A 19,883-nucleotide genomic window follows, 5' to 3' on the forward strand; every position below is an offset into this window, starting at 1 on the left:
AGCTGTAATTAAAATTTAAGATCAAGACCTAGAAGGGCAGTTTTGTAAATTGGAATATTTTTATCTGCAAATCCGTCAATACCTACTTCAGGGTCAAAGCTGATGCGTTTATCTCTGATGTAAGTAAATAGGTTATTCGCTCTGAAATAGATTCTTGCGCTGGATAAGTTCAGCTTTTTGATCCATTGATCAGGCAATTGATAACCTAGCGTTACATCTCTCAGACGTATATAATCACCATCATAAAGGAAACGGGTAGAACTTTGAGAAGAAGAACCCGATTGCGTTCCGTTGAACACCACTTTAGGCTGATCTGTAACCTGACCCTCATGCGTCCATCTGTTCTCGTAATAGTAACGTGTCATCTTAGTAGTTGGCGCAAAACCTCCTGAACCATCGCTGAAACTTGTTGCACCATAGTTATCAAAGATTTTATTACCCAAGTTGAAATACAGCATGAAACTCAATGAGAAACGTTTGTAAGTAAACGCATTCGTTAAACCACCAAATACTTTCGGTAAAGCGCTACCTTGATTAAACTGAGTAGCTTTATTATATTCGTTTGTAGTTTCTGTTTTTGAACCATCTTTATACCACAATGCATCCCCATTTGCAGGATCTACACCAGCATAGCCTACCAGATACAATTGATAGTAATCACCACCTACAAAACGGTTGTAACTACCACCCACAAGCGGGCTATTTAATTTGGTAATTTTGTTCTTCATGGTAGAGATGTTGAAACTGGTATTCCAGCCAAAGCCATCATTATCAGGTTTCACATTGACACTGTTTAATTCCAGTTCCAATCCTGAGTTTCTCATGGCACCGATGTTATCCGTAAAGCTGGTTACACCATTGGTTGCCGAAATTGGTTTGTCCAGTAACAAGTCTGAAGTAGCACGGGTGTAGTATTCAAAAGTACCTGTTAAGCGGTTGTTCAACACACCAAAATCAAGGGCCACATTGAAAGGCTTATTTTTCTCCCAGGTCAGCAAGTTGTTACCATAGTTGGCGAATACCAAGCCTGGAGCATTGTCATAGCTGGAACCGTTGTATAAAGCTCTGGAATCAAAATTCCCGATGTCCTGATTTCCATTTACACCATAACTGGTACGGAAACGTAAGTCGGAAATCACATTCTGATTTTGCATAAAGTTTTCTTTGCTGATGTTCCATGAAGCACCAAGAGCGAAGAAATTACCATATCTCTTTTCTGAACCGAATCTGGAAGAACCATCACGACGAGAAGAAACACTTAAATAATACTTGTTTAAATAATCAAATGAAGCATTGAAGAAAATTGAGCTCAGGGAATTACCTGTTGCGGTAGATCCACCACCGGTTAAGATGGAAGCATTGTCTAAAGTATAAGTATTAGGCAGGAAGTTACGTTTAGAAACATAGTTTCCTACTTCATCAACGATTTGTTCTTCATAACCTGCATAAGATTTCAAGCCAAAATCACCAAAAGTTTCATTGTAACGAAGAATCAGGGTATTTACAAAATTGCTCATTCTAGCTGTAGAACTAGTTGCTCTACCACCATCTGAACGCGAAGTACCTACACCAGATTTGTTATAGCTGATCAGCTCTCTATACAAGAAATTGATATTACTCTGGTTCTCAATAGATAAAGAAGGAAGGATTTGATATTTCGCTAAGAAATTACCCAGCATCCCATAAGAATTGCTTTTATCATAACTCTCTTTTACCTGAGCCATCGGGTTATAACGATTGTAATAGCTAAAATCGTAAGTACCATCGTCGTTATAAGCTCTTAGCCAAGGCTGATAAAGTGTGTACATACGCACTGGATTTCCGAAAGTTCCGCCATCTGCCTGAGTTTGGTTTTTACGGTAATTCACTTGTAATCCACCAGAAAACGACAGCTTGTCGGTAGCCTGGTTTGTCAATTTCAAGTTTCCTGTACTACGAGTAAACTCTGAACCCAATAAAGCTGCTTTAGCTACATAGTGACTTCCTGAAATATAGAATTTTGTTTTTTCAGTACCACCACTCGCCGAAAGGTCAAATTGAGAATAGTTTCCATTACGGGTTAGTAAATCATACCAGTCAGTATTCACTGCAGAATTTACCCCATCAGTCACCATTTGTTTATCAAAAAGGGCTGGATCATTTTTCTTATTAGCCCAACCTTCTCTTAACAGTTCTAACATCTCGCCGGTATTCAACAAGTCATGACCTTTAACTTTAGTCACCCTGTTTGTACCTACCTGAGCAGAAGCACTGATCACTGTTTTACCAGCAACACCAGATTTGGTAGTGATTAAGATTACACCATTTGCTGCTCTTGAACCGTACATAGAAGCCGCAGCAGCATCTTTCAATACCGTTACCGACTCCACATCAAAGTTATTCAATCCATTGATTTGTCCGGATTCCAAAGGAATTCCATCCACTACATAAAGTGGACTGCTACTTGCAGTAACAGAACCAATCCCACGAATCCTTACGTTAGGAACCGCACCTGGCTGTCCTGAACCACTAGATACTGCAACACCAGCCACATTTCCCTGTAAAGTTTCCTGAACACTCGCATTTGGATTACCGTTGATCACAGCTGCTTTCAACATTTTGGCAGAACCCGTGTAGGAAGCTTTCGTTTGCGTACCATAAGCAACAACCATTACTTCAGCAAGATCCTGATTAGAAGGAACCAATGTAATGTTGGCCATCACATCCGCATTTTTCACCTCTATATTGGATACAAATTTCTCATAACCTACAAAAGAGGCAGTCATTTGATATTTACCGGATTTTGAAAGATTAAAGGCATATTCACCATTGCTGTTGGTTTGGGTGTTTTGTTTAAAATCATCACTGGTCAGGACAATACTCACGCCTGGCAACGGTTTTCCGATTTCATCCAAAACTTTTCCTTTCAACACCACCATTTTAAAGGCATCATTGGTCATAGAAATGCTCAGGTCTTTTCTTCTCAGCAAGACATTATTTCCAACCACCTTAAAGGTTAAAGGAAGCACGTTTGAACATTCCCTTAATACAGTTTCCAAAGAAGCGTTTTTTACTTCAATCGACATCCTGGTTTGGCGGACATCATTACTATCGTAAAAGAACACATAGCCCGTTTGCTTTTTGATGGATTCTAAAATCCTTTCCAGCGGGACATTCTTCTCTTTTAAATTGATTTGGCTATATCCTTTTGCACTGACCTGCATAAAAGCCAGAAACAATAAGATTGTGGTCAACTTCATAATAAGTAGCAATTTAGGGGGCAGCCATGTCTTAGACATAGCTGTAGTAATAGCATTAAAATTCATACTTTTGTAATGTTTGGGTTAATACCGTGAATAGTTAGCAAAATTGTTTGTCCCGGATCTTTTCCGGGAAGGGTTAACTCAGCATTTACCGCAGTTGTGCTCGAACACTTCTGCGGTTCTTTTTATACCTTAAAACCGGTGCTGTTTATCCCTTGTGGTGGTCAGTGTTCTAGTAGTTTTGTTTTCATTCTGAATGGGTTTGTTTGGTGAATATGGTTTGGTATTTATAATTTTTTAATTTTAAGCCTGCTGGTTAAGGCCTCACTGTAATCTGCTTTCCGTTTACACTGAAATGCACTTTAAAGAAGCTGAGGATGTCCAGTACCTGCGACAGGTTACTGTTTCTATCAATCTCACCAGAGAACTGTCGGCTTGGAAGCGTACCTTCATACACTACATCCAGGTCATACCAGCGTGCTACGGAGCGCATCACACTTTGCAGATCTTCATCTTCAAATTTGAATACCCCGTTTTTCCATGCGATAGCCTCCTCTTCCTTTCCATAATTAACAAGGAGTTGACGATCAGTTAGGGCTGCCTGCTGACCAGGTTTAAGCACCATAGAACGGTCCTCGCCTGCATTACTTTTCACCTTTACCGAGCCTTCCAATAAAGTAGTCTTTGTACTTGGCTCATCCGCGTAAGCATTGATATTGAAATGAGTGCCCAATACTTCAACGGTTTGTTTGCTGGTAGACACTTTAAAAGATTTCTTAGGTATTGATCTGGCCACTTCAAAATAGGCCTCACCACTTAGACTAACCTCACGTTCTTCCCCTGAAAATGCAGTAGGATAACGCAAAGAAGATGCGGCATTGAGCCATACTTTTGTGCCATCCGGAAGGTTGATTTGGTATTGTCCGCCTTTAGGAGTCGCAATAGTATTCATGGCGGTTTTAAGGGCGTTTGCAGCTGCAGAAACTGTATAAACCAATTGGCCATCTTTGGTTTTAGTAATGGTAATGCCCGATTGCTCTGCCAGTTTCCCATTTCCGGCTTCATCAAGTGTAATCTGCTGACCATCTGCAAGCGTCAATATTGCTTTATTCCCTCCTGGAAGGATGGGAGCTTTTGCACCATAGTTTGCTGTTGCCGATAAATCAGGATCAGTTAAAGGACTGTTACTTTTAAAAATAAAGAGGGCGATGCCTGTGACCAGCAATACTGCGGCAGCAGCGGCAATACGAGGCCATAAATAAGACTTTTTAACAGGAGTAGGTATTTCTTCTGTATGATCATGAATAGGTAACCGCTCCCAGATCCGGTCTGTAGCCTCTTCCAATTGATCATGACTCAGCTCAGTTGCCGGTTTGGAGAATTTCAAATACCAGGTTTCTACAATTGCTTTTTCCGCATCTGTACAATTCCCTGCTTTATATTTCTCTAATAATTCTTGTGCCTGCATACCTCTTTTTAAGCTAATTAACCTATAGACGGTTAGCTAGGCCTTTGGGCGTAAAAGAAAATGAAAATATTTTTAACGGTAGCTGATATACACCAGATAAGCTAGTATACCGAACTTTCCTCTGAGGATTTTAAGCGCATTATTGACATGTTTCTTTACCGTAGTTTCGGAGAGTTCCAATTGGGTAGCAATTTCTTTATGACTAAGGTTAGCCTTTCGACTCAGCTCAAAAACTGCTTTCATTTTTGGTGGCAATGCGGTGATTTCTTTTTCAATCAAGGCTGCCAACTCATTTGCCCGTACCAGATGATCGGTTTCAGCTGCACTATGGTCAATAAAATGTTGTAGTGAGACCATATATTCCGAAGCTACTTTTTTATGGGAAATCAGGTCAATAATCCGGTTTCTAACGGCCTGATAGAGGTAGCCCGACAAATGTGTTTTTAAAACCAACTCTGCCCTTTTGGTCCAGAGTGCCGCAAAAAGTTCATGCACCACATCATCAGCTTCCGCTTGATTTCTAAGTCTGTTATAGGCGTGGATATACAACAAGCCTTTATACCGATTGTAAATCTCAGTAAAAGCAGCCTTGTCGCCATTTTTCAAAAAGACAACTAAATCAGAATCGGCTAAAGTGGTATACGGGGTCATTATTGAGGATTCATTACCAATTTTCTGGAAGATCCTCCTCAATATTAATTAAATTTTCTGTAAAACTGAGTTAGAATCTATGTAAACAAATTGTTAAGCCCCAGCTAAAACACTAATGATTAGTTACATTAAGGTATTTTAACCAGGGCTCAATTGCTTTTTTATTGCCTAATATCTTAAGAAAATGGACTTAGTCCTCCATGCTTATTCCTCAGGTTTCGCAAAATCACGAACTATGGCACCCAAATCATAAACAGGAGTTATTGCGCCAAATTCCGCAGCGATGATGCTACTTCCGGCAGCACTTCTGCTCCCTCCTGCGCAATGTACCACAATTGGTTTATCTGCCGGAACTTCCTGAATGCGCTCCCTTAATTCTCCTAGGGGAATGTTCATGGAATTGTCGAATACCTTTTTATTTCTCACTTCATTTTCATTCCTGACATCAATAATGGTGAACTCCTCTGGATTAGCAATAAAGCATTCCAAAGGCAATACCGGCATGAATACATCTCCAGAATGCGTCACAAATGCAGCTTTAATAAAGCCTTCATATCCTATACTTGCAGAACGATAAATTAATTCTTGCAGCTCCAGAGCGTTGGCGGCTGTTAAATAAAAATGTTCACCGGGTCTGATGATACTTCCAAGCCAGGTTTCGAACTTTTTACCGTAAACAATATTCACTGCTCCTGGATAATGACCTGCTTTAAAATCAGCTTCCTGACGTGCATCCACCACTATAATGGCGGCATTGATCTCTTCCAGTTCCGGTTGTTTGATCACATTCACCTGATCCACCAATGGTCTAAAATGAGGGGCACCCTTTCTATTCAGGTCCAGATCATAACCAAAATATTTAGGAATAAATGGTTGATCTGTGGTCAGTTCTTTAATAAAATCTATCTCCGTCATTTCCTGTAGCGACCAGTTGCTCAGCTTTTCTGCACCAATAGTACTGGAATTTGCCGTGCTTAAGGCTTTACCACATAAAGTGCCGGAGCCATGGGCAGGATAAACCAATACCTCATCATCCAGTACCATTAATTTATCTCTTAGCGAATGGTACATTTGAAGTGCTAGTTTTTCCCTTTTCGCCTGCAAGTTTCCCACAGATTCTCTTAAATCCGGACGGCCACAATCACCGATAAACAACGTATCTCCGGTAAAAACTGCTTTTGCCTTTCCATCATGTTCCAACAATATCGAAATACTGTCTGGAGAATGGCCCGGAGTATGGATACTGCTTAATTTTATTTTACCAAAACTGATGCTTTCACCCTCGTCAAAATGAATTACCGGGTAAGCAACTCCTGTTAAACTATGGGCATATATTTTTGCAGCAGTTGTTTCATGAATCTCCAGGTGGCTACTTACAAAATCGGCATGTGGATGTGTTTCTATGACCCCAATAATTTGAGCATCAAACTTCTTTGCAAATTCATAATAGGGTTCAGGATTACGTGCAGGATCTATCAGCACGATCTTTTGCTCACATTCACTCAGTATTGCATAGCTGTAATGTGCTAAAAATTCATCTTTAAACTGTTCTATAATCATTTTATTCTATTTAACGTAAAAACCTAATTACTATACCCTTTGGCATTTATTACTATACAAATTTCAGCAATAAAAGGCAGTTAATCTGTGACTAAAATCACACAGCACTAAGCTATTGATCATTTAATCCTCCTATTTTAATGTGGGAGTTTATCTTTTAACAATCCATAAAGGTAAGTTCCCAGCAAAGCACCAAAAATGACAATAACCATCGTTAGGTAGCCATAGCCAAGATTCACAAACATTGGTCCCGGACAAGCACCGGTTAGCGCCCAACCCAGCCCAAAAATCGTACCTCCAATAATGTACTTCTTATAGCGCTTGTCTTTTTCAGGAAATTGAATCAGTTGATTTTCTGAATCTTTCAAATGAAACTTTTTAATCAGAAAAACGGATAGGGCACCAAGTACCACTGCTGTTCCAATAATTCCATACATATGAAAAGATTGAAAGCGAAACATCTCCTGAATACGGAACCAGGATACCGCTTCTGATTTACTCATGATAATGCCAAAGAGTATGCCGGCAAGTATATATTTTAATGACTTCATGTGTTAATTTTTAATAATGTGATTCCTTAAATCAAGAAAGGTAAGATCAACCAGGTCATGATCAATCCTCCGATAAAAAAGCCTATTACGGCTACTAAAGAAGGCAATTGCAGGTTCGACAAGCCTGATATCGCATGACCGGAAGTACAACCCCCAGCATATCTCGAACCGAAGCCAACCAAAACTCCTCCTGAAAGTAACAACAGCCAGGTTTTCACAGAAGTCAGCGCCTCCAGACTAAACAACTCATCAGGATTTAATTGCCCATTAAATTGAATTCCCATCCCCTCAAGGTCCTTTACTGTAGCAGCAGATAATTCCAATGCATTAGGATTGGAAAGGAAGGTGGAAGAAATCCAGCCACCAACAATAGCACCAATTAAAAACAACAAATTCCATCGTTGCGTTTTCCAATCAAAATCAAAAAACTTAACCTTTTTCCCTGCACCGGCTATGCTGCACATCGTTCTTAAATTGGACGAAAAACCAAAGGATTTACCCCAAAAGTTGAGCAATAACATAATCACTACAATCATAAGGCCCGAAAAGTACCAGGGCCAGGGTTGTCTTATAAATTCTAACATCTCATTCATCTTATTATTTTTTTCTATTATTTATTATATTCCATCTATAGCATTAGCAAAAGGCAATTCTTTCTAAAAAAAAAGCTCTTTAGTCAGGATATAAATCCCCATAACCAGAACAAACCAGCCAAAACCAATTTTCAGTTTCTTACTATCTACCCTCTTACTCAGATTACCACCAATGAAGATCCCCAGGATGGCAATCAGTGTAATCTTCAATAAAAATATCCAGTCGATATTAAAATGACCAAGGTCTCCGGAAAATCCGATTAAGGAATTGAGCGCTATGATAAAAAGGGAAGTACCAATCGCTTCCTTCATCGGCAATCCCAGCAAAACCACTAGTGTTGGAATCAATAAGAAACCACCTCCGGCACCTAACAGTCCAGTAGTTAAACCAATACCAACGCCAAACAGCATTAGTTTTGGCAGATTTAAGTTTTTTGCAGGAGCGCTTTCCGCTGTTTTATCCTTTCCGCTTCTGATCATGGCTATTGCAGCGATCAGCATCAGGATAGCAAAAAGGCTCATCATCAACATATTTTCGGTAAGCTCAAAATGCTTAAAAGAGGCTATATGCGGGGGAATGGCTGGAATCAGGAACTTCCTGCTGAGCCACACAGTGCTAACCGAACTTAAACCAAATAGCAAGGCGGTTCTCACCTGTACCTGTCCATTTCTATAATTCTGATATGCCCCAACCAGACTCGTACTCCCTACAATAAACAAAGAATAAGAAGTGGCCATTAATGGTGCAATCCCAAACAAATACACCAATACAGGAACAGTTAAAATGGAACCACCACCGCCTACTAACCCTAATGAAATACCAATTAGCGCCGAGGCCAGGTATGCAACAATTTCCATATTTAAATCCTTTAGGACAAAGATGTAGATTCTGCACCTTACTTAGGGTGACTTTTGTCACCGAGTTTTATTTTTTCAACTCAATATAGTTCCTATACAACTTTATTTCGCCCTTTTGTTCCATTTTCTTCAGTAATCTGGAGATCACTTCTCTAGAAGAATTCAAGTCGGAGGCAATTTCCTGATGTGTCAGCTTTAGCTCATTTGTTTGAAGATGCTCCGCTTGTTTTTGAAGGTAAAAGCTGAGCCTTTCATCCAATCCGTTAAAAGCGATGCTATCAATCACCAGCAATAATTCTTCAAATCTGGAGCGGTAAGTTTCCATCACAAAATAATACCAGCTTGGAAATTCCTTCATTAACCGATCCATCAAAGCAATCGGCACCATCAAAATTGTACTATCCTCGATCGCCTTTCCCATGATTTTACTGGATTCCTGTTTAGCCGCACAGATCATAGATAGCGCACAGGCTTCTCCCGGTTGCAGGTAATACATAAAAAACTCATTCCCCTCATTACCTTCCCGGTACAACTTCACCCTACCTTCTACAATCAGTACCGTAGACCTAAAATATTGCCCGGTTTGCATCAGGTGTTCTCCAGCTTTAACATCTTTGATCGTTACCTGCTCAATTAACAACTGTCTTAAAGCGGGTTCAAATTGAGGAAAAAGCGTATTGATATAATTGCTTATACTGGATGAATTCATATTTTTATAGATATTGACCAAAATTACAACAATTGAAATATACAGAAAAAAAGATCATTTCGGTTTCAGGTGCCCCCTTGTTATCCCTTACACAGCTTTCTGCGAAACAACTTGCAGAGCCGGTATCCTATCCGCTCTATACCATTTTGTTGATTCCCAATGGCAAAGGTTCTTTTCAGGCGGATTTTGGAAACTTCCCATTTGAAGGCCCAGTGATCTTTTTTGCAACACCCTTCCAAACCATTCATTTTAAAGAAGTCCCAAAGGGGAAAATCATGATGTTGCAGTTTCATGGTGATTTCTACTGCATCGCTTACCATAAAGCAGAAGTGGCTTGTAATGGCCTTTTGTTCAACAATATTTTTCTGGAACCTTCCATCACTTTAGTACCTGAAGAAGCGCAATCATTTGACTTTTTATTAGGCCAACTAAAAGCAGAGCTACATCAGGAGCAGCCAAATGAGGCGGTGTTGACTGCCTATCTGCAATTGTTCCTCGCCCAATCCAGTCGCATTAAACTAAAAACCAGTACAACAAAAGTACAGCCGGCAAGGGAAGAACTGATGGAATCCTTTCAAAGCGCATTGGAAGAAAACTTCCTGCAGTTGCGAAAACCTGCCGACTATGCCAACCTGCTACACCTCAATCCCAACACCTTTACCAAGCGCTGCAAAAAACATTTTGGAAAAACACCTACCACCCTCATCCAGGAGCGATTGGTTTTAGAAGCTAAAAAACAACTCCACCTTACCCGGAAAAGCATTAAGGAAGTAGCGTATGCGCTTAATTTTGAGGATGAATACTATTTCAGCCGTTTCTTTAAAAAGATGACAGGCGTATCCCCTCAAATCTTCAGAGAAAAGACCGGAATATCTATTGTGGCTGATTTGTCCATCTAATCGCAGGTAATGTCCATGGCTTAACCGCCCTATGATTCCGAACTTTGGCCCATAAAATTTAAGATTATGTCAGGTCAATTTTCCTCTTTACTTCAAACCTTAGCAGGTTTATCATCGCTGAGTATCCGTTTCATCCGCATTGCCATCGCCATAGTACTCATCTGGATTGGTGCTTTAAAAGTTTACAACTATGAGGCGGAAGGGATTGTTCCTTTTGTAGCCAACTCTCCGGTGATGTCCTTCCTCTACGCGCATCCTGACGAATACAAGCCGTATATGCAAAAAGAAGGAGAAGCCAATCATGAAAAAATTGCCTGGCATACTGCAAATCATACCTATTTATTCTCTTATGGACTAGGAGCTGTATTGGTAATAATGGGAATCATGCTATTGTTAAACACTTACCATCCTGGTATTGGCTTGGCAGGGGCTGCATTGGTGATCATCATGTCAATCGTTACTCTTTCCTTTTTAATCACGACCAAAGACTCCTGGGTTCCAGATCTTGGAGATCCAAACAATGGCTTTCCCTTACTTTCTGCCAGAGGAAGATTGGTTGTGAAAGACCTGATTATGATGGCTGGGGCTTTTACGGCATTGTCTGATTCGGCCAGACAATACCTGGCTAAAAAACAGCATTCTTAAGCTAAAAAACTTACTCTACAATCAGTTTACCCCTCATTGTAGCCACATGTCCGGGAAAGGTGCAGATATAGTCGTAGGTACCTTTCTCAGGAACTGTGAATTCGATGGTATCAGATTCATTCCCTCCGAGTAATTTTGTATGCGCTATAATATTACTGCTTTCAGATTGTGGGATGAAGTCATTGGCTTTTTCAGTCAAGGCTTTTTTCGCAAAATCGTCAATATCGGTTCCTGGTTTAAGCAGGACAAAATTATGTCCCATCGCATTTTTATCCATGGTCCCAATATGCGTAAATGTTAAGGTAATCGGCTTCCCTGCAAGGGCTTTTAACACCGTTTGATCATACTTCATTTCATCATGTGCTGACAAGTTTAGCGTATTACTGATTTCCTCCACCGGTGGAGGTGCCCATTGCTCCTCGGTAGTTGAGTTCGTTCCTGATTTATCCTCTTTCCCTCCGCCACAGGAACTAAAACTAAGTACTAAGATTGCTACCAATGCTGTGATACCGTAAGACCTTTTCATTTTCATGGATTTTAATTCGAAAGCTATTGCCATACAGATGAAAGTTATGAGGATACTTTTTAATCTGCCAAGCCTTACTCTAAAACAATGAAGTCCCAAACATTGTTTACTTAGGCCAATTTTTATTTACGAAACCCCCTTCAAGATATCTATACTCATGATCAAACGATTGCGTTGATTATTTTTCACACTGCATCTAAATAACAACTAATTTTAGTTAAAAATCAACACAACCGTTTTTATGAAAAAATACTTTGTACCATTTATTTTGGTGCTTCTGGCCGGGTCTGCATCGGCACAGGAACTGAAATATACCAATGGGAAAGATTCATGGAACCCAGACTCCCTGGGAAACCACCGCGTGGTACTAAATGTGACCAGTAATGGAGCTGTAGCCAAAGCTATCATCCCCTGGCGCAGAAGAGACCTACAGCCCGAACTAAAGGAAATCTGGGTAGTAGATGCGAAAACCAATCAAATGGTAAAACAACTCAAGGTTGGAGAAATCAACAGGGAGCAAGGCACTATTTATTTTGAACCCAGCTCTGGAATCGGCACCTATTATCTCTATTATCAACCCTACAAAGTAGACGGCCGTTCCAATTACCCCAATGCAGTTTACCTCAAGAGAAAAGCCAATACAAACCCTTCCTGGCCGACTTTCGAAGCTAAATTAGCAACCGTCAAAGTCCAGGAGATCCAATCGGTTAATGCCATGAACAGCAATTACCCGATGGAAGTCATCGCTACTGCAAAAGAAACTAAAGATCTGATCCAGGCACATCCCCAAAAATCCTATCTTGTATTTCCGGAAGACCGCCTGAATCCGATAAAGATGGTCGATGATTTACCGCAGCGCTGGATCTTAAAAGGTTTACAGCATCAGTTCTCCGGAACAGCTGCTAAAGGAGAGCATTATGCTTTTCAATTGGGTATTTACCCTGTAAAGCAGGACATCAAAAATGTTCAACTAAAGTTCAGCGACCTGAAAAGTAAAACCGGTGCAAGTCTCCCGGCCAGTATACTTTCCTGTTTAAATACTGATGGAACGAACTGGAATACGCAAACTTTACGCAAAACAGTTGACGTAGCTAAAACGCAGGTTCAAGCCCTTTGGGTATTGGCCAACCTTCCAAAGAATGCCATTCCAGGAACCTATACCGGCACCATTACTGTTACTGCCAATGGCGTTCCTGCTACCCCAATTCGTTTAAACCTGACTGTGAGTACTAAGATCCTGGCTGATGGAGGTATCAACGAACCCTGGAAGCAAACCCGTTTAACCTGGTTAAACTCTAGCCTGGCGCAGAAAAATGAAGTGATTGCTCCATACATTCCCTTGCTGGTAAAAGACCAAAGCATCGCTTTGCTGGGCAGAAAAATAAGCTTAAACAAAGATGGATTCCCTGCGCAGATCCAGACGTTTTTTACTCCGGAAATGACTGAATTTTCGACTATAGGAAAAGACATCCTGACAGAGCCGATTCATTTCCATGTAAAAAACACAAAAGGCAAGGACCTGGTCTGGAAAAACGGCCCTTTAACCTTTACCGAACAAAGTCCAGGAACTGTAAGATGGAATACTACGAACACTTCCGACAGCCTAAAAATGGAAGTTGACGGAAACATAGAATTCGATGGATTTCTTGCTTATACCGTGAGGATCATCGCTTTGCAGGACATCTCATTAAATGATGTCCGTTTGCACATTCCTTTTACAGAACAAGCGGCCAAATACATGATGGGCCTAGGATTGAAAGGTGGCTACCGACCTGACACGCTAAAATGGAAATGGGATGTTGCGAACAAAAACCAGGATGGTGCATGGATTGGCGATGTCAATGCGGGCTTACAATACACTTTAAAAGACAACCATTACGTCCGCCCACTAAACACTAATTTCTACCTACAGAAGCCTTTGTTACTCCCTACTTCCTGGGGAAATGAAGGTAAAGGTGGTATCGATGTGTTTAAAAAAGGGAAATCTATTTTGTCGGACAACTACAGTGGCGCTCAAAACATGAAGAAGGGAGATACCTTATATTATAACTTCAATTTACTGATCACTCCTTTCCACCCGATCAATACTGACTTTCAATGGAGCAACAGGTTTTATCATAAATATGACAACCTGGATACGATTAAAGCAACGGGCGCAAACCTGATCAATATCCATCATGCTACCCCAATAAATCCCTTTATCAATTATCCTTTTATTGCGCATAAAGAGATGAAATCATATATCAATGAGGCGCATTTGAAAGGTTTAAAAGTGAAGATCTACAATACCGTGAGGGAGTTGTCTAACAGTGCTTATGAAACCTTCCCTTTGCGCAGCCTTGGGCATGAAATTTACTCTCCTGGAACTGGCGGAGGCTATTCCTGGCTACAGGAACACCTGGGTAAAGATTATATCGCGGCTTGGTATGTACCGGAAATCAAAGATGCAGCAGTAGTAAACAGTGGCATGAGCAGATGGCACAATTACTATGTGGAAGGCATGAACTGGCTGGTACAAAATGTAGGAATTGATGGTATTTATCTTGATGATGTGGCCTTTGATCGTACTACGATGAAGCGGATAAAAAGAGTACTAACAAAAGACGGACATCCGGGGATCATCGATTTACACTCCGCCAATCAGTACAATAAAAGCGATGGCTTCAACAACAGCGCAAATCTTTATATGGAACATTTCCCTTACCTGAACAGACTTTGGTTTGGTGAATATTTCTACTACGACAAAAACAGTCCTGATTTCTTCCTGACTGAAGTATCTGGAATTCCTTTTGGCTTAATGGGCGAAATGCTGCAGGACGGAGGAAATGCCTGGAGAGGTATGCTCTACGGCATGACCAACAGGATGCCATGGAGCGATGGCGCGGATCCACGTCCAATCTGGAAGGTATGGGATAACTTTGGGATGCAAGGCAGCAAAATGATCGGTTACTGGGTAGAAAACAATCCGGTAAAAAGTAATAACGCCAATGTACCGGTCACCATTTACAAGAAAGATAAAAGCGTGTTAGTGGCAATGGCTAGTTGGGCACCAATAGCTGTCAATGTTCGATTAGCAATCGATTGGAAAGCATTGGGCATCGACCCTGCGAAAGCGACTATAACTGCAGCGGAGATCAAAAACTTCCAGCCTGCAGCAAGCTATACTTTAGATCAGGAGATTCCTGTTCCGGCAGGTAAAGGCTATATGCTGGTGATCAAAGAAAATTAATCCTCTAAAAAAAATCCCCGCTCCTTTTTGAAAGGGCGGGGATTTTTTATGATGAATAATCAATATTAGTTGAAAATGTATCTAATACCAACTTGAGCTTGCCATCTTGAATCAAATGCTGACTCAGTATATGCTTGGCCATTTGTAGGTGTTTTAAAGTTAAAACCTCTATCAGCCGCGTTAGTAGTACTGTAGTTAACAAGTGTACTTGCACTGTTAGCTACGAAGTATTTTCTACCCCAATCTTTATTCAATAAGTTACCGAAGTTGATAATGTCAACAGACAATTGAAGTCTGTTTTTAGTACCATGAATCATACCACCTAAATCTTGCATGATACGAACATCAAATTGGTGTTCCCATGGCATTCTAGCTGCATTACGCTCAGTGTACTGACCTCTACGTTTGCTTAGGTAAGGATCATTGCTGATGTAATTATCAAGCGCTGTCCATTGTTCTGCTGGTGTAGCTGTACCTGGAGTAACCACTACTGCATTTTGAGCATTTCTTGAATAGTAAGGTACCAACTTAATTTCACTTGCATTTCTAGGAACATACAATAAATCATTTTGGTTTGCACCATCACCGTTAACATCACCAAAATAAAGGTAAGTGAATGGTGAACCTGATTTACCTATGTAGAACATAGAGATCGAAGTACCAAAAGTTTTGTTTTTACCATAGTTCACACCGTAGCTCAAGCTACCGATTACACGGTGTCTTAAATCAAAGTTTGAATAAGCAACTGGTGCATTGTTTGGATCTTGAACGATCTGAACAAACTGCCAGTTTGAATAAGCAGTACTACTTGCTCCACTGTTCACATCTTCAGATTTACCATAAGTATAGGCAGCCATTGCGCTTAAACCAAAATCGAATGTTTTAGACAACTGTGCTGATAATGTGTATGATGAACCTTTATTGGTATTGTCTAATAAAAGTACGTTAGTGAAAGTAGAGTTTACTTTACCACCGTAAGCAGGTCTGTTGTCTGCACCACCTGAAAGTGCTGAAGGAATTACACCTGTTTGACCTTTAATATTGATGTTTGAATAAGTAACGTTATTTACTGTTTTAGAGTAGATACCATCTAAAGTAGCAAGAACACCACCTGGTAATTTAATATCTGTTCCTAAACTGTAACGCAATACCTGAGGTAATTTAAACTGATTAGCCAATAAATTCACTTCATAAGTTTTACCTTGAGTACCTGCAGTACTTTGTTGGTTTGGATCTGGTACAAGCGCAGGAGGATTGTTTTGATCCACACTACCGTATAACATACCACTATTGGTAAACTGGTTAGCCATCCATACGAAAGGAACTCTTCCGGTAAATAGACCAATACCACCTCTTACCTGCATCGCTCTGTCGCCAGTTACATCCCAATTGAAGCCCATTCTTGGAGAAACAAGGATTTGTCCACTTGGCAATTTAGAAGTATCATAACCTGGGAAAGTAGTCGCTACTAAAGGATTGTGTAATGGCTTATCAAAGAATAAAGGCACATCAACTCTTAATCCTGCAGTTAACTTAAAGTTGTCATCAACTTCAATCTCATCCTGGAAGTAAAAACCTAATTGTGCTGCTGCAAACTCAGCTGCAGGACGGTTATCACCTGGAACGATTGAATAAGCTGCCTGAACTCTAGCAGGTAGTTTTTTATTATAGTCGCTAATGTTATTGAATTGGTAGAAACCATTTACATTGTTAATGAACAAGTTTCTGAATTTGAAGAACTCATTGTGCGTACCTAATGTGAAGGTATGTTTACCTGCTACTAATTTAAGGTTGTCTGTGAATTCAAAAATATCCTGATCCAATTCATTTGCTCCTGAACTTCTTTCAGAACCGAATGTTAAGGATTGTGTAGAAGCACCATTGATGTTATTAATTGTAACCTGAGGGAACAAGTCACCATTAATATTTCTGCTGTCTCTGATTCTAGAATAACCAACGATCAGGTTATTAGAAAGGTTTTGATTGAAACGACTTCTTAACTCTAAGATAGATACATTCTGATTATTTTTGAATCTATAACCGTTGTTTCCAAAACGGAAACCAGTAGTGCTTCTTGAAAGGTTATCATCATAAGCATTGATGTAATTGTGACGTAAAGTCAATTGGTGCTTATCATTAATGTTCCAGTCTAAACGTGCAAAGAACTTATTGCTTTGAGTTTTAGTCTGAACTTCATCATAAGAACCTACATTATAGCCATAAAATTTCTTTGTACTATCTGCAATTGCTTGCGCATCAGCTTTTGAAATGATAGATCCTGGATCACCAGCGTTGAAAGTTGTAGGTGTTTGAACACGGGTTGCTTCAACACTTGTAAAGAAGAATAATTTATTTTTAACAATTGGCAATCCGATACGGGCACCAAAAGTAGTGTTATAAAACTCATTGGCTTTAGTATTTAAGCCATCGATACTTTTACCGATTGTATTCTGATTTCTACCTAGAAAATAAGCAGATCCTTCTACTGTGTTTGTACCAGAACGGGTGATTGCATTTACACCACCACCTGTAAAGCTACCTTGAGTAACATCATAAGGAGCTAATAATACCTGAACTTCTTGAATCGCATCTAAAGAGATCGGTTGAGTACCTGCTGGACCACCTGGCGTACCGTTTGAAGATAAACCAAAAACGTCGTTGTTTACCGCACCATCAATAGTGATATTGTTGAAACGATTGTTCGCACCAGCGAAAGAGTTACCATTTGCCTGAGGAGTTAAACGGGTGATATCCGAAAGACTTCTGCTCAAGGTTGGCATTTCTTCGATTTGTTTTTTACCAATTGTAGTAGAAGCACCAGTTCTTTTACTGTTCATTACAGGGCTGTTTTTCGCAATAACCTGTACTTCTTGTAAGTCCTGACCACCTTCGCTCAATTTAATTTTCAGCGTAAATGTTTCCCCTAATTTCAAATAAATACCTTCAATTTTTTCTAATTTGTAACCGATATAGCTAGCTGTTACTGTGTAAGGACCACCAGTATTGATGTTTGCAAAACTATATCTTCCATCTCCATTAGAGGAAGCAGTGTATTTTGTTCCAGTAGGATTGTGGACAGCTACTATAGTTGCTCCTGGCAATGGACCTTTTGCATCAGCAACGATCCCATTTAAATTTGATGTAGTAACCTGGGCATTTACGTTAGAGATAAATCCTACGAACGCAAAAATGATTACTGCAACCTTAAATAGTAAAGATTTCTTCATACTTTTTCTGATTAATGTTTGTTTTTTTATGATACTGCAATACAAAATATCGCCACAAAGGTAAATATTAATTCATCCAGCAGCATGCTTTCAATGTTAAATTATTATTAAATATCACAATAATTTTCAACATTTAACATCTTCTTTAACATATCTAACGTACAGTTTGTCAGTAATTTGTTAAATTCTAAAATAAACACAATAAGAGTGTTTCAGAGCTAGTATTTAAATTAAAGACCTGAAAAGCAATGCACAAAAATCTAAGAGGCGGTATTAATGAACAATTTTTTTAATTTTGGCAATTACTTAAGTTAAAATTCCTTTATATAAGATATGAACTACGATGTAATTGTAATAGGCAGCGGTCCTGGTGGATATGTAGCTGCAATAAGAGCTTCTCAGTTAGGTTTGAAAACTGCGGTAGTAGAACGCGAATCTTTAGGCGGAATCTGCCTTAACTGGGGATGTATTCCAACCAAAGCCTTGTTAAAAAGCGCGCAGGTTTTTGAATATATCAATCATGCTGCTGAGTACGGCATCAAAACTGCGGAGGCTGAGGCTGATTTCGCAGCGGTAATTAAACGTAGTCGTGGTGTTGCTGATGGCATGAGCAAGGGTGTTCAATTCTTAATGAAGAAGAACAAAATTGACGTGATCATGGGAACCGGTAAAGCTAAACCTGGAAACAAGGTGGAAGTTAAAGCGGCTGATGGTACTCAGAAAGACTATACTGCAACCAGCATTATATTGGCTACAGGTGGTAGATCAAGAGAATTGCCTAATTTGAAACAAGATGGTAAAAAAATCATCGGTTACAGACAAGCAATGGTATTGCCTGAGCAACCAAAATCTATGGTAGTAGTAGGTTCTGGTGCAATTGGTGTTGAATTTGCTTACTTCTACGCTACTTTAGGTACTAAAGTAACTGTAGTGGAATTCATGGAAAACATTGTTCCTGTTGAAGACGAAGACATCTCTAAACAATTGTTGCGTAGCTTCAAAAAAGCAGGCATCGAAGTGATGACTTCTTCTAGCGTTGAATCTGTAGACACAAGCGGTGCTGGCTGTAAAGTTCAGGTTAAAACTGCTGCTGGTATGGTAACTTTAGAATGTGACATCGTTCTTTCTGCTGCTGGTGTAGTTGCAAACATTGAAAACATTGGTTTAGAAGAAACCGGCATTAAAACTGAAAAAGGTAAAGTGATCGTAGATGAGTTCTACAACACTAACGTAAAAGGTTATTATGCAATTGGTGATATTGTCCCAGGACAAGCTTTAGCACACGTAGCTTCTGCAGAAGGTATCATCTGTGTAGAGAAAATCGCTGGTCACAAACCAGAGCCTTTAGACTATAACAACATCCCTGGATGTACTTATTGCTCTCCTGAGATTGCTTCAGTAGGTTATACCGAGAAAGCAGCAAAAGCAGCTGGTTATGAATTGAAAATTGGTAAATTCCCATTCTCAGCTTCAGGTAAAGCAAGTGCAGCAGGTGCAAAAGATGGTTTTATTAAAATGATCTATGATGCAAAATACGGTGAATTACTAGGTGCACACATGATTGGTGCTAACGTAACCGAATTAATCGCAGAAATCGTAGTTGCCCGTAAATTGGAAACTACTGGTCATGAAATGTTGAAAGCGGTTCACCCGCATCCAACCATGAGCGAAGCCATTATGGAAGCTACAGCTGATGCTTACGGTGAAGTAATTCACTTGTAAAAA

At 39.9% G+C, this 19,883-nt stretch carries 14 protein-coding genes; 4 read left to right on the forward strand and 10 right to left on the reverse strand.

Translation table 11 applies throughout. The annotated features are described in order from the left end of the window. Window positions 1-8: 8 nt before the first annotated feature. The 8 genes from R2S10_RS08800 to R2S10_RS08835 form a co-directional block, all read right to left on the reverse strand. The gene (locus tag R2S10_RS08800; protein ID WP_316840082.1) at window positions 9-3,239 is read right to left on the reverse strand and encodes a SusC/RagA family TonB-linked outer membrane protein; all 3,231 of its coding nucleotides are present in this window, start codon (window positions 3,237-3,239) and stop codon (window positions 9-11) included. A gap of 319 nt (window positions 3,240-3,558) precedes the next feature. Further along, entirely contained in the window at window positions 3,559-4,710 is a 1,152-nt protein-coding gene (locus tag R2S10_RS08805) for a FecR family protein (protein WP_316840083.1), read from the reverse strand. A gap of 72 nt (window positions 4,711-4,782) precedes the next feature. After that, the gene (locus tag R2S10_RS08810; protein WP_316840084.1) at window positions 4,783-5,361 is read right to left on the reverse strand and encodes an RNA polymerase sigma-70 factor; all 579 of its coding nucleotides are present in this window, start codon (window positions 5,359-5,361) and stop codon (window positions 4,783-4,785) included. Window positions 5,362-5,565: 204 nt separating this feature from the next. Then, window positions 5,566-6,921, reverse strand: coding sequence for an MBL fold metallo-hydrolase (locus R2S10_RS08815; RefSeq protein WP_316840085.1), 1,356 nt, complete (start codon window positions 6,919-6,921; stop codon window positions 5,566-5,568). 137 nt (window positions 6,922-7,058) lie between these two features. Continuing rightward, window positions 7,059-7,472, reverse strand: coding sequence for a DUF6691 family protein (locus R2S10_RS08820; protein WP_316840086.1), 414 nt, complete (start codon window positions 7,470-7,472; stop codon window positions 7,059-7,061). A 26-nt stretch (window positions 7,473-7,498) separates the two neighbouring features. Beyond that, window positions 7,499-8,065: a YeeE/YedE family protein gene (locus R2S10_RS08825; RefSeq protein WP_316840087.1), complete on the reverse strand. Its 567-nt coding sequence runs from the start codon at window positions 8,063-8,065 to the stop codon at window positions 7,499-7,501. Window positions 8,066-8,128: 63 nt separating this feature from the next. Further along, window positions 8,129-8,923, reverse strand: coding sequence for a sulfite exporter TauE/SafE family protein (locus R2S10_RS08830; RefSeq protein WP_316840088.1), 795 nt, complete (start codon window positions 8,921-8,923; stop codon window positions 8,129-8,131). Between the two features lie 67 nt (window positions 8,924-8,990). Further along, a complete protein-coding gene (locus R2S10_RS08835) occupies window positions 8,991-9,632 on the reverse strand; it encodes a Crp/Fnr family transcriptional regulator (protein ID WP_316840089.1) in 642 nt (213 codons plus the stop codon). 32 nt (window positions 9,633-9,664) lie between these two features. Here R2S10_RS08835 and R2S10_RS08840 point away from each other — a divergent pair, with 32 nt between their 5' ends. Continuing rightward, window positions 9,665-10,531 carry a helix-turn-helix domain-containing protein gene (locus R2S10_RS08840; protein ID WP_316840090.1) on the forward strand — a complete coding sequence of 289 codons (867 nt, stop codon included), beginning with the start codon at window positions 9,665-9,667 and terminating at the stop codon, window positions 10,529-10,531. 66 nt (window positions 10,532-10,597) lie between these two features. Next, entirely contained in the window at window positions 10,598-11,176 is a 579-nt protein-coding gene (locus R2S10_RS08845) for a DUF417 family protein (protein WP_316840091.1), read from the forward strand. A gap of 10 nt (window positions 11,177-11,186) precedes the next feature. Here the strand turns inward: R2S10_RS08845 and R2S10_RS08850 are convergent, their stop codons facing one another. Next, the gene (locus R2S10_RS08850; RefSeq protein ID WP_316840092.1) at window positions 11,187-11,702 is read right to left on the reverse strand and encodes an azurin; all 516 of its coding nucleotides are present in this window, start codon (window positions 11,700-11,702) and stop codon (window positions 11,187-11,189) included. A 241-nt stretch (window positions 11,703-11,943) separates the two neighbouring features. Here R2S10_RS08850 and R2S10_RS08855 point away from each other — a divergent pair, with 241 nt between their 5' ends. After that, entirely contained in the window at window positions 11,944-14,931 is a 2,988-nt protein-coding gene (locus R2S10_RS08855; protein ID WP_316840093.1) for a glycoside hydrolase domain-containing protein, read from the forward strand. A 65-nt stretch (window positions 14,932-14,996) separates the two neighbouring features. Here the strand turns inward: R2S10_RS08855 and R2S10_RS08860 are convergent, their stop codons facing one another. Then, a complete protein-coding gene (locus R2S10_RS08860; RefSeq protein WP_316840094.1) occupies window positions 14,997-18,158 on the reverse strand; it encodes a carboxypeptidase regulatory-like domain-containing protein in 3,162 nt (1,053 codons plus the stop codon). 333 nt (window positions 18,159-18,491) lie between these two features. Here R2S10_RS08860 and lpdA point away from each other — a divergent pair, with 333 nt between their 5' ends. Next, window positions 18,492-19,880 (forward strand): dihydrolipoyl dehydrogenase, encoded by a 1,389-nt coding sequence (gene lpdA, locus R2S10_RS08865; protein WP_316840095.1) that lies wholly within the window; start codon window positions 18,492-18,494, stop codon window positions 19,878-19,880. Window positions 19,881-19,883 lie beyond the last annotated feature (3 nt).

It is taken from the genome of Pedobacter gandavensis, from assembly GCF_032678745.1.
Classification (GTDB): domain Bacteria; phylum Bacteroidota; class Bacteroidia; order Sphingobacteriales; family Sphingobacteriaceae; genus Pedobacter; species Pedobacter gandavensis_C.

What these genes read in the sequence shown, in the direction of transcription:
- R2S10_RS08800 (WP_316840082.1), bottom strand. Translation starts at nt 3,239, where the DNA reads ATGAAGTTGACCACAATCTTATTGTTTCTGGCTTTTATGCAGGTCAGT.
- R2S10_RS08805 (WP_316840083.1), bottom strand. Translation starts at nt 4,710, where the DNA reads ATGCAGGCACAAGAATTATTAGAGAAATATAAAGCAGGGAATTGTACA.
- R2S10_RS08810 (WP_316840084.1), bottom strand. Translation starts at nt 5,361, where the DNA reads ATGACCCCGTATACCACTTTAGCCGATTCTGATTTAGTTGTCTTTTTG.
- R2S10_RS08815 (WP_316840085.1), bottom strand. Translation starts at nt 6,921, where the DNA reads ATGATTATAGAACAGTTTAAAGATGAATTTTTAGCACATTACAGCTAT.
- R2S10_RS08820 (WP_316840086.1), bottom strand. Translation starts at nt 7,472, where the DNA reads ATGAAGTCATTAAAATATATACTTGCCGGCATACTCTTTGGCATTATC.
- R2S10_RS08825 (WP_316840087.1), bottom strand. Translation starts at nt 8,065, where the DNA reads ATGAATGAGATGTTAGAATTTATAAGACAACCCTGGCCCTGGTACTTT.
- R2S10_RS08830 (WP_316840088.1), bottom strand. Translation starts at nt 8,923, where the DNA reads ATGGAAATTGTTGCATACCTGGCCTCGGCGCTAATTGGTATTTCATTA.
- R2S10_RS08835 (WP_316840089.1), bottom strand. Translation starts at nt 9,632, where the DNA reads ATGAATTCATCCAGTATAAGCAATTATATCAATACGCTTTTTCCTCAA.
- R2S10_RS08845 (WP_316840091.1), top strand. Translation starts at nt 10,598, where the DNA reads ATGTCAGGTCAATTTTCCTCTTTACTTCAAACCTTAGCAGGTTTATCA.
- R2S10_RS08850 (WP_316840092.1), bottom strand. Translation starts at nt 11,702, where the DNA reads ATGAAAAGGTCTTACGGTATCACAGCATTGGTAGCAATCTTAGTACTT.
- R2S10_RS08855 (WP_316840093.1), top strand. Translation starts at nt 11,944, where the DNA reads ATGAAAAAATACTTTGTACCATTTATTTTGGTGCTTCTGGCCGGGTCT.
- R2S10_RS08860 (WP_316840094.1), bottom strand. Translation starts at nt 18,158, where the DNA reads ATGAAGAAATCTTTACTATTTAAGGTTGCAGTAATCATTTTTGCGTTC.
- lpdA (WP_316840095.1), top strand. Translation starts at nt 18,492, where the DNA reads ATGAACTACGATGTAATTGTAATAGGCAGCGGTCCTGGTGGATATGTA.